General features: G+C 61.3%; 14 protein-coding genes and 1 pseudogene. 10 read left to right on the forward strand and 5 right to left on the reverse strand.

Annotated features, from left to right (window positions below; genetic code table 11):
- The coding region (locus ABVS03_RS04210) for a phosphoglycerate mutase family protein (RefSeq protein ID WP_368018167.1) at positions 1–308 on the reverse strand (308 nt) is incomplete at its 3' end.
- A 204-nt stretch (positions 309–512) separates the two neighbouring features.
- Between ABVS03_RS04210 and ABVS03_RS04215 the strand changes: the two genes are divergently transcribed.
- The gene (locus ABVS03_RS04215; RefSeq protein WP_368018168.1) at positions 513–2,264 is read left to right on the forward strand and encodes a hypothetical protein; all 1,752 of its coding nucleotides are present in this window, start codon (positions 513–515) and stop codon (positions 2,262–2,264) included.
- A gap of 264 nt (positions 2,265–2,528) precedes the next feature.
- Here the strand turns inward: ABVS03_RS04215 and ABVS03_RS04220 are convergent.
- Positions 2,529–3,302 (reverse strand): annotated as a pseudogene (locus ABVS03_RS04220) (low specificity L-threonine aldolase); the annotation flags it as partial.
- Between the two features lie 78 nt (positions 3,303–3,380).
- Here ABVS03_RS04220 and ABVS03_RS04225 point away from each other — a divergent pair.
- From ABVS03_RS04225 to ABVS03_RS04250, 6 genes are all read left to right on the forward strand, one after another.
- Positions 3,381–3,944 carry a LysR family transcriptional regulator substrate-binding protein gene (locus ABVS03_RS04225; RefSeq protein ID WP_368018238.1) on the forward strand — a complete coding sequence of 188 codons (564 nt, stop codon included), beginning with the start codon at positions 3,381–3,383 and terminating at the stop codon, positions 3,942–3,944.
- Positions 3,945–4,203: 259 nt separating this feature from the next.
- Positions 4,204–5,244, forward strand: coding sequence for an anaerobic sulfite reductase subunit AsrA (gene asrA / locus ABVS03_RS04230; RefSeq protein ID WP_368018169.1), 1,041 nt, complete (start codon positions 4,204–4,206; stop codon positions 5,242–5,244).
- Complete coding sequence (gene asrB, locus ABVS03_RS04235; RefSeq protein ID WP_368018170.1) at positions 5,237–6,070, forward strand: anaerobic sulfite reductase subunit AsrB; 834 nt, start codon at positions 5,237–5,239, stop codon at positions 6,068–6,070. The genes asrA and asrB overlap by 8 nt, the downstream gene beginning before the upstream one ends.
- A 10-nt stretch (positions 6,071–6,080) precedes the next feature.
- On the forward strand, positions 6,081–7,070 hold the full coding sequence (gene asrC / locus ABVS03_RS04240; protein WP_330972982.1) for a sulfite reductase subunit C: 990 nt from the start codon (positions 6,081–6,083) through the stop codon (positions 7,068–7,070).
- A gap of 551 nt (positions 7,071–7,621) precedes the next feature.
- Complete coding sequence (locus tag ABVS03_RS04245; RefSeq protein WP_330972983.1) at positions 7,622–8,500, forward strand: hypothetical protein; 879 nt, start codon at positions 7,622–7,624, stop codon at positions 8,498–8,500.
- 319 nt (positions 8,501–8,819) lie between these two features.
- Positions 8,820–9,161 carry a nucleotidyltransferase domain-containing protein gene (locus ABVS03_RS04250; protein WP_368018171.1) on the forward strand — a complete coding sequence of 114 codons (342 nt, stop codon included), beginning with the start codon at positions 8,820–8,822 and terminating at the stop codon, positions 9,159–9,161.
- A gap of 619 nt (positions 9,162–9,780) precedes the next feature.
- Here ABVS03_RS04250 and ABVS03_RS04255 read toward each other — a convergent pair.
- The 3 genes from ABVS03_RS04255 to ABVS03_RS04265 are packed head-to-tail and all read right to left on the reverse strand — an operon-like array spanning position 9,781 to position 13,088.
- The gene (locus ABVS03_RS04255) at positions 9,781–10,914 is read right to left on the reverse strand and encodes an ABC transporter permease (RefSeq protein ID WP_368018172.1); all 1,134 of its coding nucleotides are present in this window, start codon (positions 10,912–10,914) and stop codon (positions 9,781–9,783) included.
- A 40-nt stretch (positions 10,915–10,954) separates the two neighbouring features.
- Positions 10,955–12,124 carry an ABC transporter permease gene (locus ABVS03_RS04260; RefSeq protein ID WP_368018173.1) on the reverse strand — a complete coding sequence of 390 codons (1,170 nt, stop codon included), beginning with the start codon at positions 12,122–12,124 and terminating at the stop codon, positions 10,955–10,957.
- 10 nt (positions 12,125–12,134) lie between these two features.
- A complete protein-coding gene (locus tag ABVS03_RS04265) occupies positions 12,135–13,088 on the reverse strand; it encodes an ATP-binding cassette domain-containing protein (protein ID WP_368018174.1) in 954 nt (317 codons plus the stop codon).
- Positions 13,089–13,445: 357 nt separating this feature from the next.
- Here ABVS03_RS04265 and ABVS03_RS04270 point away from each other — a divergent pair, with 357 nt between their 5' ends.
- From ABVS03_RS04270 to ABVS03_RS04280, 3 genes are all read left to right on the forward strand, one after another.
- Entirely contained in the window at positions 13,446–14,348 is a 903-nt protein-coding gene (locus ABVS03_RS04270) for a sensor histidine kinase (RefSeq protein WP_368018175.1), read from the forward strand.
- Positions 14,345–14,971, forward strand: a complete 627-nt coding sequence (locus ABVS03_RS04275) for a response regulator (RefSeq protein WP_368018176.1) — start codon at positions 14,345–14,347, stop codon at positions 14,969–14,971. The genes ABVS03_RS04270 and ABVS03_RS04275 overlap by 4 nt, the downstream gene beginning before the upstream one ends.
- A 70-nt stretch (positions 14,972–15,041) precedes the next feature.
- Positions 15,042–16,103, forward strand: a complete 1,062-nt coding sequence (locus ABVS03_RS04280) for a macro domain-containing protein (protein ID WP_368018177.1) — start codon at positions 15,042–15,044, stop codon at positions 16,101–16,103.
- Positions 16,104–16,193: the final 90 nt, after the last annotated feature.

A 16,193-nucleotide genomic window follows, 5' to 3' on the forward strand; every position in this document is an offset into this window, starting at 1 on the left:
ACCCCATGGTCCCGAGGCAGAGCCCAGCGAAGCGCGAACCGGGCGGGCGCACAAGCGCCGCAAGGCCCGGAGCTGGCGGAGGCAACCCCGCCATGCAAGCTGGAACAAACTAGTTTGCAACGGCGTATGCCAAGCTCCCTGAAATGACGTCCGGCGATGCGTGCCTGGGCATGGCCGCGTTCGGTCAGAGGCGAGTCGCACCAGCCCTGGTTCTTGTGGTGGACATTGAAGAGCGTCTCGCCGTGCCGCATGAGATAGAGCGCCTTCATTGTCTGTCTTTCTCCTGGAATGGGTCCTGGCCTGAGCATAGCAGGAGCCGGATGCTCTGTCTGAGCACACGGCTTTCAGGTGCGCTTCTGCCTGCGTTCAGCCTGGTTTTCATCTCTCTTCAAATGTCTCGAAGCATTGTGCGCTGTCTGCATTGTCGATGCCCACAAGCGTCCAGGCAGGCGTGACACGCGGTATATCTAGGCCAACAGCAATCGAGCTTTATGGAATGGAAGGGGTCCGTCATGAAGCGACCGAGCAGCCTCGAAGGCGTGTCTGTGCAGACAGGACGGAAGGCGTTCCGGAAAGATCTCGCACGAGTTGGTGCATTCGCGCTGACAGGCGTCCTCGTCTTCTCGTCTGCGCCTCTGTATGCCTTTGCAGAAGGGGCACCTGCCGCACCGAGCGGACAGTCCCAGCCGGGCGAGCCGCTGACAGGCGGCGCTGGCGGCATGGGCCAGGGTGCCGGAGCCGATACGATGGCCTACGACTACACAGGGACGCTTTCCGGCATCCTCGTCGCTGACGGCACGGAGAGCGACTCGACCAGCACGACCGTGAGCACGGCGAAGGATGTGAATGCTGCGCTTGTCCAGAATGGCGGCACGCTCACGCTTGATGCTGCGACGCTCCAGAAGTCGGGTGACGATACGGATGGAGACTCCTGCAACTTCTACGGCGTGAACTCGATCCTGCTTGCTGTGGGCGAAAGATCGACTGCCACGGTGCAGAGAAGCACGCTTTCGACTACCTCCGAGGGGTCGAACGGCATCTTTGCAACCGATGGTGCGACCGTCCTTGCCTATCAGGATGAGATCGCGACGACGGCAGGCAACTCGCGCGGTCTCGATGCTACCTATGGAGGTAAGATCCTGGCGTCGGAGCTCTCGATCTCGACCGAAGGCGACCATTGCGCCGCGCTTGCAACAGACCGCGGCGGCGGCACGGTCTCGGTCACGGCCTCAGATCTTTCGACGGCAGGCTCCGGCTCGCCTCTGCTCTATTCGACGGGCGATGTCGAGGTCTCGGGCGTCACGGGAACCGCCACCGGCTCGCAGATCGCCGGCATGGAAGGCTTCAACACGATCCTCATCGAGGACTCGGACCTCACGAGCACGATGACAGAAGCGACAGCGTCCGACCCCATGGCAGATGCCGTGATCATCTACCAGTCGACCTCAGGCGATGCGGAGAGCACGACAGGCGAGACAGCCAAGTTCCAGGCAGCGGACTCGACGCTCTCGAGCTCGATCCAGTCAGGCTCCTTCTTCTATCTGACGAACACGTCGGCCGATATCGTGCTTTCGAACACGACGCTCGATTTTGACTCCGACGCGGTGGCGCTGCTGACAGCAGAGGGCAACAGCTCGAACAATTGGGGCAGTGCCGGCTCGAATGGTGCGACGGTGCGCTTCACCGCTATCGGCGAGACGCTTTCCGGAAAGATCTCTGCAGACACGATCAGCTCGGCTGACGTCTATCTGACCGGCGGCACGACATGGACCGGTGCGGCGGACATCGAGCAGAGCTCTGCCGGCTCGACATCCGAGACGCCTCTTTCGGTTTCAGTCGATGGGACCTCTTCCTGGGCCGTGACAGCAGACTCGACGGTCTCGAACCTCACGCTTGCAGATGGTGCCACCGTTGTGGACAGCTCGGGAAACGACGTCCAGATCGTCGATGCTTCCGGCAAGGTGCTCAGATCCGGCACCTCTGATGTGATCGTGACGGTCGAAGGGAGCTATGGCACGGCCTACGATGCCTCCTCTGCTGGCACGCTTGCGACGAGCACGGCAGACCGCAGCGCCTTCGATGAGGCATTCGGTACCGATACATCCTTCACGATGGGCGAAGGCGTCACTCAGGCAAGCGATACCGAAGACACATCGGCTTCTTCCGAGGCGGCTTCTGATGCCGCATCCAGCACGGAGAGCACGCAGGCAAGCCCTTCGTGGTGGGACAGCATCGTGAACTTCTTCAAGAGCATCTTCGGATAGGAAAGACTGCACGGCCCTGAGGCTTCTCTCGGGGCCGTGCTGCTGTGCGAGGATGCCCGATCCAAGCACGCGCACGAGCGCCTCGGCATCCTCGTCTTTCGTGGCCCGGCTTGTCGCGAGACACACAATCGTGTGATGCTCGTCTGGCTTCTCCCGGAAGCTTGCAAGCGCCACTTCGCCGAGACGCTTTGCCTGGGAGTTGGAGAGGATGGGGAAGACCTGGTTCGTCTCGGTCGGATGGGCAAGCGCGATGCCGGCATCTTCGAAGGCATGAGAGATCTCGTGCGCGTGGGCGATGGCAGGCCTGCCGATGCGCTCATAGAGCCCATCCTCGAAGAAGGCCTCGAATTGGACGCCGAGCAGACGTCCCTTGGCAAGGCGGGCTCCTTGCTGCTTCACGAACGTGAAGAAGTGGGGGACAAGCTCAGGCTTCGGGAAGACAAGCGCCTCGCCGAAGAGCGCACCGCACTTCGTGCCGCCGATAAAGAAGGCATCGGTGAGATGTGCGGGGTCTTCGAGCGTGTCATCGTTTTCCGGTGCAGCAAGGGCATAGGCAAGGCGTGCGCCGTCGCAGCAGATCTTGAGATGGCGGGCATCTGCGACCGAACGCAGCGCCTCGAGCCCTGCCTTCGTATAGATGAGGCCATACTCGTCTGGCTGGGAGATGCAGATGAGTGCCGGCTGGACCATGTGGCCACGGTTGCCATCCTTCTCCCAGAGCCTCATGAATTCGTCGACATCCCCTGCTGCAAGCTTGCCGTCGTGGCCGGGGATTGCGGGCACCTTGTGGTCGCCTGCTTCGATAGCGCCTGCCTCATGCACGGCGATGCGTCCCGAGGTGGCGCAGATGACGCCCTCCCAGGGAGCAGGCAGGGCACAGATCGCGACCTCGTTCGTCTGCGTGCCGCCGACGAGGAAGAAGACCTCGGCGGAGGGCGCCTTGCAGGCACTCTTTATGAGCTGCTGCGCATGGAGGCTGTGCTCGTCGAGCCCATAGCCTGCGCTCTTCTCGTGGTTCGTTGCCACGAGACGGTCCATGATGGCATCGGCACAGCCCTCGAGATAATCGGAAGAGAAATCGAGCTTCTCCTTTGCGGCCTGCGACGCTTCCTGCCCATGGGTGCGCTCTGCATAGATCGTGTGGCGGGCGGTCTGGAAGGCGGCAATACGGAGATGGGCCAGTGGCTCAACAGCCGTGCGGTCGATCTCTGCTTCTGCGCAAAGCTGGCACGGGGCACCTGCTGCGACTGGAAGGCGCTCTATAGGGATGAGATGGTCATGTGGCTGCCGAAGGACCATCCTCTGGCAGGGGCTGCGAGCTATCCGATCCGGAATCTCGAGCACGAGGCATTCATCCATGCGCTTGACGACCATGATACGGACCAGGTCTGCTTGATCCGCGAGGAGGGGCTCCATATCGAGGACCGCTATGAGACGACCGATGGCTTCATGACCTGCAGCATGGTCGAGGCAGGACTCGGCGTGAGCTTCAACCAGCGTTTCATCAGCAGGAAATGGACGGGAGCCGTGGCAGAGGTCCCCTTCGAGGAGCCGCACTATATCTCTCTCGGCATCGCTGTGCCATCTCTTGCTGAAGCCTCTCCTGCAGCACAGCGCTTCATTGCCTGCATCGAGGGCCTCATGCCGCGCCTGGCGGCCCTTGCCCAAGCTCCTGCCTGAGCTTTCTGCATAGCCAAGGACCCTTCTCTCCGTTCGCGGAGCCTTACAGAAAGCTGCACATGGATAAGCCGCTTTCCTGCGAGAATGGCAGGTGTCTCATGGTGGGGCATGCTGCATTGCGAATATGTGAGGCATGCCGTATCATTTGACAGATGCAGGCAGAGCGTCTGAGGGGGCCTCAGCCTGCATGCATAGCCAGGAAGGTATCTGGCCATCCATACGCAGGGAGCGATCCCTGCCACGAGAGAGGGGTTCTGCTGTGGGATATGTGCTCACGCGGGATGGGTTCGACGAGCTCATAGCGAAGCTCGGCGAAACCTATCGCATCTATGCTCCGGTGCTCAAGAAGGGAGAGGGACGCTTCACCGACGTCGATGTCGTGCGCTATGACTTCGTGGCGTCCGGCTCCGAGATGGAGCTCGAGAAGAAGTCCGACTATCCGGCGAAGGAGATCCTGAGCCCGCTGTCGGAGACGCTCTTCTACTTCACGGAGGATTCCGTCAAGGAAGCAGATATCGATCCGCGCGACGTGATCGTGTTCCTGCGTGCCTGCGACCTCCACGGCGTCCGTCGTCTCGACCAGATCTATCTCGACAACGGTCCCTCGAAGGACTACTTCTACAAGCGCATCCGCGACCACGTGCACTTTGCCCTCATCGGCTGCACGAAGAGCTTTGCAAGCTGCTTCTGCGTCGATATGGGCACGAATGTGGCGCCCGTGGGCTGGATGTTCTCAGTCGAGGAAGCAGGGGACAAGATCCTTTCCGCTGTGGCAGACAAGGACCTGGACCCCATCTTCGCTGCCTGCGCAGAGAAGGAAGAGGACGTCACACCGGCTTCCGTCACGGAGAACGAGGTGCATGTGACACGCCCCGAGACGGTGCCGAATGCGATCTATCGCTCCGACATGTGGAACGAGTACACGGACCGCTGCATCGAGTGCGGCCGCTGCACGATCGCCTGCCCGACCTGCTCCTGCTACACGATGCAGGATGTGTTCTATACAGAGAACGGCCGTGTCGGCGAGAGGCGCCGTGTGCAGGCAAGCTGCATGATCGACGGCTACTCCGATGTCGCAGGCGGCGGCTCCTACAGAAAGACCGCTGGCGAGCGCATGCGCTTCAAGGTGCTTCACAAGGTCTATGACTTCAGGCGCCGCTTCGGCTACGACATGTGTGTCGGCTGCGGTCGCTGCGACGATATCTGCCCGGAATACATCAGCTTCGCTGCCTGCGTGAACAAGCTCAATGCTGCCTGCGAAGCCTACGAGAAGGAAGAGGAGGCGAAGGAGAATGCCTAGCCAGACGGTGACGTTCGACGCTGTGAACGATGCGGCCGTGAACCCCTACATCCCCTTCTCGTCAGAGATCCTCGATGTGATCAAGCACACGAAGAAGGAATACACGTTCAGGATGGCATATGAGGGAGAGGTGCGCCCGGGCCAGTTCTTCGAGGTATCCGTCCCGAAGTTCGGCGAGGCACCGATCTCTGTCTCCGGCATCGTGCCCGGCAAGTCCATCGACCTCACGATCCGCCGTGTCGGCAGGGTCACGAACGAGGTCTTCGAGAACTATGTGGGCCAGAAGCTCTTCCTGCGCGGGCCCTTCGGCAATGGCTTTGATGTAAGCCTCTACCAGACAGGCGAGGTCGTCGTCGTTGCCGGCGGCACCGGCGTCTCTCCGGTCCGTGGCGTCATCGACTCTCTTGCCTCCTCTCCCGACCCAGAGAACAAGTACGTGATCGTCGGCTTCAAGAGCCCGGACGATATGCTCTTCCGTGACGACCTTGCCCGCTGGGACAAGGCGCTGAACCTGACGCTCACAGTCGACGGGGCGCCTGAAGGCTACGAGGGCAATATCGGCCTTGTCACGAAGTACATCCCGGACCTGCCTCTCAAGGACCCGAAGACAGCCCAGGCCGTCGTCGTCGGTCCTCCTCCCATGATGCGCTTCTCGATCAAGGGCTTGCTTGAGCTCGGCTTTGCCGAGGAGAACATCTGGGTCAGCCAGGAAAGGCGCATGTGCTGTGGCCTTGGCAAGTGCGGACACTGCCGCATCGGCGAGCACTATGTCTGCCTCGATGGCCCGGTCTTCAACTATACCGTGTCCAAGGACATGCTGGATTAGGAGGGAACGCATGATTCAGGACGTGAATGTCAAGGCGCTCAAGAAGAATGCCTTCCGCTACAGCAAGGTCCGCGGCGAGACGGCAAGCCGTATCCGCATCCCGGGCGGCCTCGTCTCGGCAAAGAGCATGGCCAGGATTGTGGAGATTGCCGAGGAGTTCGGAGATGGCCAGATCTTCCTGACGAACAGGCAGGGCGTCGAGATTCCCGGCATCAAGCTCGAAGACATGCCGAAGGTGAACGAGAAGCTCCAGGCCATCATCGAGGACACGAAGATCAATCAGGAGGATACGGCAGACGGCTATCTGGCTTCCGGCACGAGGAACATCGTTGCCTGCCCGGGAAAGAGGCTCTGCCCCTTCGGCTGCTATGACACGACGGCCTTCGCCCAGCGCATGGACCAGGCAATCTTCCCGAACAACCGCCATGTGAAGGTCGCCTTCACCGGCTGCTCGAACGACTGTGCCCATGTCGCCCTCAACGACTTCGGCATCATCGGCATGACCGAGCCGCAGTACGACCCGGCACGCTGCATCGGCTGCGGCCAGTGCGTCAAGTGGTGCCAGCGCAGGTCGGTCTCTGCCCTCGAGATGGTGAATGGCAAGGTCGTGCGCAACGAAGACCGCTGCATCGGCTGTGGCGTCTGCGTCGTCTACTGCCCGACCCGTGCCTGGACGAGGAGCCCCGAGCACTACTTCCGCCTCAAGATCTTCGGCCGCACCGGCAAGCAGAATCCGCGCATGGCAGAGGACTGGCTGAGGTGGGTGGACGAGGAGTCCATCTTGAAGATCGTGAAGAACACCTACGCCTACATCGAGGAGTACATCAATCCGAATGCGCCGGAAGGAAAGGAGCACATTGGCTACATCGTGGACCGTACCGGCTTCGACGAGTTCGTGAAGTGGGCGCTCAAGGATGTGGAGCTCCCCGAGAAGTGCCAGCAGGCACACCGTGTCTACTGGGGCGGCACGCACTACGACCGCGACAACGAGCTCAGATAGCTTCAGCTCTCTCCGGCATGCAGGGAGGCGCGGAGCCGTGTGGCGCCTCCCTTTTCCGATTCTTCGCTGTCCCTGGCGGCAGTGCATGGGACCGCCAGCCATGCTGAGCAATCCGCTGGCTTTTCATGCAGCACCGAGGGGCTGATGCCGCACATGGCTCCGCTACCTATGCCTCTTGCGCGGCAGATCTTTCCTGCGGCATCGCCACAGCGGATGCCTGCTTTTGCTCGAAGCCCATGCTTGCCTGCAGAAACGAGCCATCTGCCCTCTTCCTGGACAGGATCGGGCATCTGGATGAGCTTTTGCCCGAAGGCTCAGGGAGCTCTTCGAAGGCCTGCTCTCTCAGGGGAATCAAGACTGACGGCTTTGATCTGGGACTCGGCCCTCAATCCCATGAGCGCATAAATGAAGGAAGACATCTCAATGATGCGCATGTCCAGCGGTTTTGCATATGCGGATATGCTGAGAGCTTCTTCGCTATCGATGGGGCAACAGCTGCCTTTGGTCTACGATTGCGCTTGTCCGGTTCCGCCATGGAAAAGGGAGGCCCGATGGCTGCAGGCAGGATCCGCGCCTTCGTGCGCAGGCTCAAGGACAGGATTGCGCTCAACAGGAAGACGTTCATCCTCTATTCGGTCCTGCGTGCGCTGGTGCTCGTGACCCTCATCCGCTGCATCATGACGGCGAGGTGGGAAGGCGTTGCGATATCGGTCCTTGTGCTCGTCCTCTTCCTGATGCCGGCGCTTCTCGAGGACCGGGCGCATGTCGACATCCCGCCGCTCTTCCAGAACATCATCTACATCTTCATCTTTGCGGCCGAGATCCTGGGCGAGATCGACCACTACTATGTCCTGATTCCTGGCTGGGATACGGTGCTCCATACCCTGAACGGGTTCCTCTGCGCAGCGGTCGGCTTCTCGCTTGTCGACCTCCTGAACCGCTCGAGCGACAAGATCAGCCTGTCTCCGATCTACGTGACGCTTGTTGCCTTCTGCTTCTCGATGACCATAGGCGTGCTCTGGGAGTTCGTCGAATTCTCGTTCGATTCCTTCCTCGGCATGGACATGCAGAAGGACACGATCGTGTCCTCTATATCCTCGGTCGCCCTGGACCCCACGGATACGGGCACCCGCATCCATGTGGACGATATCGTGGATACCGCCATCACATGCGCCTCGGGCGAGGTCGTGCATGTCGCAGGCTACCTCGATATAGGCCTTATCGACACGATGAAGGACCTGCTCGTGAACTTTGCCGGCGCCATGGCCTTCTCCGTCGTCGGCTATGAGCACCTGAAGCGCGGCGAGCAGGGCAGCTGGGCAGACGGGCTTCGGGTGGTGCCGGTAACGCCTCAGGAGGAAGAGGAGACAGATGTCCTTCTCGAGCATATGGCCGTGAAGCGCAACGAGCGCAGGCTGAAGCGGAAGTAGCCTGTCCGCCATCCATTCCTGTCGGGGCCGGCAGCTGCCAAGCGCGAAAGGCTGCGCGGAAAGATGGAGCAGCCCGGGCTTAGGGCTCGGAGCCGAAATGCTTGGGCATTGCCGGCGGCACGGAAGGAAGCGTTCCCGCAATGCGCGAAGCCCTGGAAAAAGAGTTCGCGGCGCTTGAGGAAGAGAAGGGCGCATGTCTTCTCTCTGCAGCAGAGTCCGGGAGCCGTACCGGGCGATTCGCTTCGTGCGGTGTGCGCTTCGTCCCTATGCATGAGCACGCGTGGCTTCTGAGGCGCGAGAAGGGGCGTGACGCCAGCGAATGGAAGTCGGCGAGACGCTCGATGTCTCGGGCTGGGAGATGGCAAGGTCCCTGAGGCCTGTGCGTGTCTTGAATGCCTCCGTTCTTGAATGGCCTGCATCTCCCATCGTCTGTCGGAAGCCCCCTGTCTTCGCAGGCATGAAGGAGCTGGCAGCAGGGGACCACCACCCACGTGTCGGCATCTGCCATTGTCTGGATATGCGATATGGAACCTCCGCGCAGGGCTCGTGCACCCGAAGAGGCGCTTCCCTGTTGCACACCCGATACTGGCAGCACGCCGGATTCTGCAACAGGGCACGGTTCATCCGTGCCCTTCGAAGACCTTTTTGCAGCAGAGCTTGAGCGTGAGCTCCTGCCTCATGCGGACAGGCTTCTGAAAGAGAAGATTAAGAGCGCACTGTGTGTCCGAGGATCCTGAGACCGATGGCTGGACCGAGCGGTCCTGCTCCGACATCCTGGACAGGGAAAAGCTCGCCCCAAGACGGAAAGGCTTTCATGGGAGTGCATCGGCGAGATGCTCCTGCATGCGCCGGAGGAAGTGCCTGAAAGCCAGACCCCGGCCGGGACACTTGCCTGAATTCTGTGCCGCCGCGCTCGGTGCTGGGGGCAATGAGTGCCTGGGCTTCGGCCAAGCGCGGCTTCTGCTCCCCGTCAGGCATGCGGGATTGCCGTCTTGCGCGAAGCGAAGAGCAGCCTCGCTGCATCTTCCGGGTACCCTTCGGAGGGCTCTGGCTCTCCGTCTTTTCGACAGCATGTGCCAGACCCGCACGAAAGCTGCGGCAGCCACGACGGCAGGAAGCAGCTGCCGGAAGCTTTCATGGACGGAGCGAAAGAGGCTGGAAGGCAGGTGGCGGCAGAAAACGAGAGGCTGATCCGATGCAGCCACCGAGTCTCCCAAGGCCGGTGCAGCAGATACGTGCTGCACCGGCTGCCTTGCTGGCGAAGGTGCTGCCGCTTCTGGCTAGGCCGTCTGGGCGCGGGAGCGTGTCCTGCCCTGGACCATGCCAACAAGAAGAAAGGCTAGGCCGAAGAGGGCACAGATCGCGATGTCGGCCAGAAGGGGAGCAGCAGCCGCAGGCGTGGCATCTGCCATTGCGCTGGCACCCTCTATTGCAAGTGCAGACCAATACGAGGGCGTGAAATGGGCAAGCGCGATGATGGAGTCGGGCAGAAGCGAGAGCCCTGTCCAGCCGCCGCCCAGGAAGGAGAAGAGCATGCCGAAGATGTTCGCAATCGCATTGGAAGCATTCTCGGAGCAGCCGAGCTGGCCCATGAGGAAGCCTGTGGCAGCCGAGACGAACGAATAGGCAAGCAGGGCGGCACCGACGATTGCCATCTGCACAGGCGAGTCCGCGATGGCAGTGCGTCCCAGGATGGCAGCCTGGAGGCCGAAGTTCCATGCCCAGGCAATGAGTGCGACTGCGGCGCAGGCAGCGAAGAGCGCAAGGCTTCTGGTGCGTGACGGTTCGGGAGAGGCAAGCCTTCTCATCTTCACCGGAGCCCTGTTGACCTCGGCCATGAGGACAGCGATGCAGACGGTCACGCTCGCAAAGATGGGATAGGCGGAAAACTCTGCTGCAACCACGGTGGACGACGGCAGGGGAGATGCCTTCTGAGCGATGAGGGAGGTCGCGGCGCTCTCCTTCCAGGCGCTGTCCGCTGCGTCCGCAATGCCTTCTGCATCTCCGCCTAGCACAGCCGCATTTCCGTAGAGTGCATTTGCATAGCTCGTGACTTCGAGGTCGAGGAGCCTGCCGCGGCCGGACTGATAGGAGATGTAGGTCTCGAGCGGAGGGGCATCTGTTCCGGCTGCGGCGGCATCCATGAGGGCATCTCCCCAGCCTTCGGGAATGACGAGAAGGTAGGAGACCGTATCGCGGGCCAGGGCATCCTGGATGGCGAGCTTGTCATCCGGGATGTCCATCGCATCGTTGCCGTCCTTTGCATGCGCGGCAAGCGCTTCGGAGAGCCGTGAGCCATCGCGGTCGATCACGGCGACGCTCACGGAGGCGGGACGGAATTCTGCCGTATCCGGCGAGGCGCTGCCGAGACCGGAGATGATGCCGACAGAGGAGATGAGGATGAGGTAGATCACGATATAGATCTAGTGGGCAGACAGGATCTTGAGGTAGGTCTTAAAGGTGCTCATGAGAGATCCTCCTCATACGCAAGGATGCCAGGGCGAAAAATGCCAGCGCCATGAAGACAAGGGCTGTGCAGCGCGCCTGGAAGGCATCGAGCGTGTCATAGTAGAGCAGGGCATAGAAGCAGTTCGTCATTTCCCAGAGCGGATTTGCATAGGCAAGGAAAGGCACTGAGGATTCGACGAGGTCGGCAAGCGACTGCGAGGCCGGGCCATAGAGCCCCGTGAAGAGGGAGAGCAGGCAGGTGAGGCCTGAGACCATGCCGCTCTCCATGGCAGGGATCGTGCCGAGGAGGGCACCTGCTGCACAGGCCACGAGCGCCGAGAGGAAGATGGCAAGAAGGACAAGCGCTGCATTGTCGCCGAAATCGACCTCGGCGACGAAGCGCATGAAGAGGAAGGCTGCGAACATGCAGGCAAACTCGCAGAGCCAGGTGCCGAGAAGCGTGCCCAGAAGCATGCGCCAGCGGGGCGTTGAGGCAAGCGTCGTACGTGCGCCGACAGATCCTGCCTCGGGCAGAAGCCTTCTCACCGATTGCATGGCAGCTGAGGCACCAAGTCCTGCTGCCATAGCAAGAAGGGCATAGTAGTAGCGGACATCCGGGGCGGGTGCCGTCTTCGTGGCGGTGAGGCGTACCGTGCTCACAGCTCCTGCTTGGAAAGCAGCGAGCGCTGCCCCTGACTGCACAAGATCGGGGCGCAGCGCTGTGATGTGTTCGATCGCAGAGCGCATCCTCACGTAGGTATCGAGCACTTCGGTCAGCACCGAGGCGGGGAGGTTTCCATGCTCGGTCAGGCTCGAGGCGCTCACATGCAGCTCGGGCACTCCGTCATCTGAGACGGTGAGGTAGGCATCGATTCTTCCTGCATCGGCTGCGTCCTTTGCTTCCTCTTCTGTCTCGAAAGAGACGAGGTCTGCGATGTGGCTCTCCGAGTCTGTGTCGGAGATGGAGGCGAGCGTCGCATCGAGGCCTGCCGCCTTCTCGAAGTTCTCGTCGTGCACGACGCCGAGCGTGGAGCCGACCATCGCATAGACATCGTCGAATCCTGAGAACATGCCCATGAAGATGCAGGTCAGGATGATCGGAAAGGCAAGGGCCCAGACAAGGAGCGCCTTGTCGCGCACAAGCGCAAGGACACAGGTCTTGAAGCTTGCAAGCATGGCTGCCTCCTTACGCCTCGTCGCGGAGCTCTCGTCCGCAGATCTCGAGGAAGACATCGTTCAGGGTCGGCGGCTCCGAGAGCACGCGGCCGTAGGCGATGTGCGCTCCGGCAAGCACGGCGAGGATGTCTTGGAGATTGTGGGCGCCAGCGGCGCACTGGACGCGGAGCATGCCGTCTGCCATCTCTGCGCGGCGCACAAGTTCAAGCGAGCGCAGCTGCTCGAGCGTTGTCTTGTCCATGCTGCCGACCTCGATCGAGATCTTCTCGCCGGTGCCGATCATGCCCTTGAGCTCGTCTGCACTTCCGCTTGCGACCGAGCGTCCATGGTCCATGATCATGATGCGGCTGCAGAGGCGCTCTACCTCTTCCATGTAGTGCGAGGTGTAGATCACGGTCGCGCCTTCGTGGTTCAGGCGCTCGATGCCTGAGAGGATGGACTCGCGGCTCTGGGGATCCACGGCCACGGTCGGCTCGTCGAGGATGATGAGATCGGGCCTGTGCGCGATGCCGCAGGCGATGTTGAGGCGACGGAGCAGTCCTCCTGAGAGCTTCTTCGGGCGGAACTTCTCGAATTTCTCGAGTCCTCCGAAGGCGATAGCGTCATCCACCAGTGCACGGCGCTGCGTCCGGTCTGGCACATAGAGCGCGCAGAAGCTGTCCACGTTCTCGCGTACCGTGAGCTCGTCGAAGACGGCAACCTCCTGGGGCACGACTCCGATGTGGCGCTTGAGGTCGTAGCTTGTGGGCTTCATGGGCTTGCCGAAGAGTTCGATCTTGCCATGGTCATAGGTCAGAAGCTGCAGGATGCAGTTGATGGTTGTCGTCTTGCCGGAGCCGTTGGGACCCAAGAGTCCGAACATCTCGCCGGGCATGATATCGAGGGAGAGATGGTCTACGGCAACGAGCTCGCCGTAGCGCTTCACGAGGTTGTCGATGTGGACGACGGGTGTGCGGGATTCCATGGTGGACTCCTTTCCAAGGCTGCTGATGCAATTCTCAGGGAACGGCGTGCCTTTCGGAAGTGACCTCCGTCACCGCCTGCACCATGACATTTGTCATGGTCTGCCCATGCTTTCCTCCGGCTGAAAAGGATGGAGGGCATCTGCGCCTATACTTGTCCCATGGAGAGAGCGGCTGACAAGACACTGATGGGATTTGCCTGCCTGGCGCTGGCTGCGCTGGCGGGCGAGGTGCCCGTTCAGACAGTGTGTGCACTGCTATTGGCAGTCTGCGCAAGCGCTGCCTACGAGCTCATCTGCGGACGTGTGCCTAGGGCTGCATCTTGCCTGAGCTGTGCATCCTGCATTCTTCTGGCCAGCGTGCCTGGGGCCGGAGCGGCACTTCCGCTCCTTGCCTATGACCTGCCACGCTCGGGATGGAAGTGGCTTGCCTGGGCGGGTCCTGCCTGTGCCCTCATCCCCTGGGCGGCGGGCAGAGCGTCTCTGGATGAAGCCTTCCTTCTTCTTGCAATCACTGTTCTGGCCGAAGCGCTCTCCTGGCGCTGCGGGCAGGAACTTGCGCTTGGAGAGAAGCTGCACGAGACACAGGACGATCTCTCCGACAAGGTGCTTGCGCTCAGAGGCAAGATGCAGGAGCTCGAGGATGCCCGTGTCTCGGAGACGCAGGCAGCAGCGCTTGCCGAGCGCACGCGCATTGCAAGAGAGATCCACGATTCGGTAGGGCATATGCTCACGCGTCTCGTGCTTGAGGTCGAAGCGCTGAAGGTCGTGCATAGAGACGATGCGGCAGCAACAGGGGAGCTCGAAGAGCTCTCAGGCGGTCTCAACGAAGCGCTGAGCTCGATGCGTACGAGCGTGCATGCGCTCGATGATTCGGCACACGATCTTGGGACAGAGCTCAACCGGCTCGGCAGGGAAAGCGGCATCGCCGAGGTCGCGGTCGACTGCAGGATAGAGGAGCTGCCGCCCCGGGAGGTCTTCCGCTGCTTTGTGGCGGTGACGCGGGAGGCGCTCACGAATGCAGCACGGCATGCCCGGGCGGGGCGTGCTTCTGTGCATGTGGCCGAGATGCCAGGCATCTGGCAGCTCAGGATTGTCAATGATGGAGCGGTGCCCGAAGAGGCGTCCGAGCTCGAAGAGCAAGGCATGGGCCTTCGCAGCATGCGTGAGCGTGTCGAGAGCTTGGGCGGCACATTTGCCGTCACAGCCGACGGAAAGCAGTTCTCGGTCTTTGCATCCGTCCCCCGAAGGAGGCAGGCGTGAGGATTATCGTCGTGGATGATGACAGAATCGTCGTGAGGTCGCTTGCAACGATTCTGGGTGCAGAACCCGATATCGACGTCGTCGGCACCGGCACGAGCGGGGAAGAGGCAGCATCCCTCTTCTCGCAGCTCCATCCAGACATTGCCCTCCTCGATATCCAGATGCCGGGAAAGGATGGGCTCTTTGCAGCAGAGCGGATGCTCGAAGAAGATCCTTCTGCGCGGATCGTCTTCCTCACGACGTTTTCGGACGACGACTATATCGTGCAGGCCTTGAAGCTCGGTGCCCGTGGCTACCTTATCAAGCAGGATGTGGCTACGATTGCTCCCGCCCTGCGCTCCGTGATGGCAGGGCAGAGCGTGCTCGAGGGGGAGGTGCTGGCGCGTGCTGCCTCGCTTTCGGAGAAGCAGGCACCGTCAGAGCACGATCTTTCTGCCTTTTCCTGCCTTACAGACAGGGAGCGCGAAGTGGTTGCAGGCATCGCAGACGGCCTGAGCAACGCAGAGATTGCCGCCGCGCTCTGCATGAGCGAAGGTACCGTGCGCAACCACATCTCGTCGATTCTGGCAAAGCTGGGGCTCAGGAGCCGGACGCAGATAGCGGTCTTCTACTACCGCCACTGAGGGCCGGAATTCATTCCTGCCGTGGCAGTCGGGTATCGTAGGAAGAGATCTCTTCTGCGATAGGAGTGCCATGCCTCTTTCGATTGTCCGCCAGGACATCACCCATATGAAGGTCGATGCAATCGTCAATGCTGCCAATGAGCGCCTCATCATGGGTGGCGGTGTCTGTGGTGCCATCTTCCGTGCAGCCGGTGAAGAGCAGATGAAGGCTGCCTGTGCAAAGATCGGCCATGTTGCATGTGGCAGTGCTGTCGCGACACCGGGCTTTGCGCTCCAGGCGCGCTGGGTCATCCATACGGCAGGGTCCCGGTGGGATGCAATGCCGGGCCCGGGCTCACGGAAGCGGCAGCTTCTTTCGGGCTGCTACATGAGCTCGCTCGATCTGGCAGGGAAGCTCGGTGCCACCTCGATCGCCTTCCCGCTGATCTCGTCCGGCATCTTCGGCTGCCCGAAGAGCCTTGCCCTCGAGATTGCCACAGAGGCTATCCGCAGCTGGTTCACAGAAGAGGCCAAAGCCAAGCCGGATGCTCCCGATATGGATGTCTATCTCTGCGTCTTCGGCCATGACGCGACGAAGGCAGCGCGGAAGCTCGACCGCGACCTCGAGGAATACATCGGCGAGACCTATGTCGACGAAGCAATGCAGAAGGACAGGCGCAGCCGCAGGCGCGAGCTCGAGCTCCTCGACGAAGGCACCTCCTTTGGAGGGGCGCCGCTCTCTGCCTCGGCGCCCATGCCAAGCGCTCACGAGGCAACTCCTGAAGACGAGCTCGACGATCTTCTCCGCAATCTCGACGCCTCGTTTCCAGAGACCCTGCTCTCCATGATCGATGCGAGGGGCATGACGGATTCTGAGGTCTATAACCGTGCGAATCTCACGAGGCAGTACTTCAGCAAGCTCCGGTCGGGCAAGATCCATCCCAGCAAGCGGGTCGTGCTTGCGCTTGCCGTAGCGCTCGGGCTCGATCTCGATCAGACAGAGCTCCTGCTGGGGCGTGCCGGCTACTCGCTTGCGCACAACAGCAAGTTCGATGTGATCGTCGAGTTCTATATCGGGCATGGCATCTGCGATATCGACGAGATCAACTATGCGCTCTTCAAGCATGACCAGCAGCTCTTGGGTGTCGCCTGAAGCCCTCTTCCTGGATGTCGCCTCAAAGGCTACCTGCAGAGAGGCTCCCTCTCCTAGACTCGTGGCAGCACGAGGTCAGGGTGGCCAAGG

The organism is Olsenella sp. AGMB03486, from assembly GCF_040884255.1.
Classification (GTDB): Bacteria; Actinomycetota; Coriobacteriia; order Coriobacteriales; family Atopobiaceae; genus Olsenella_L; species Olsenella_L kribbiana.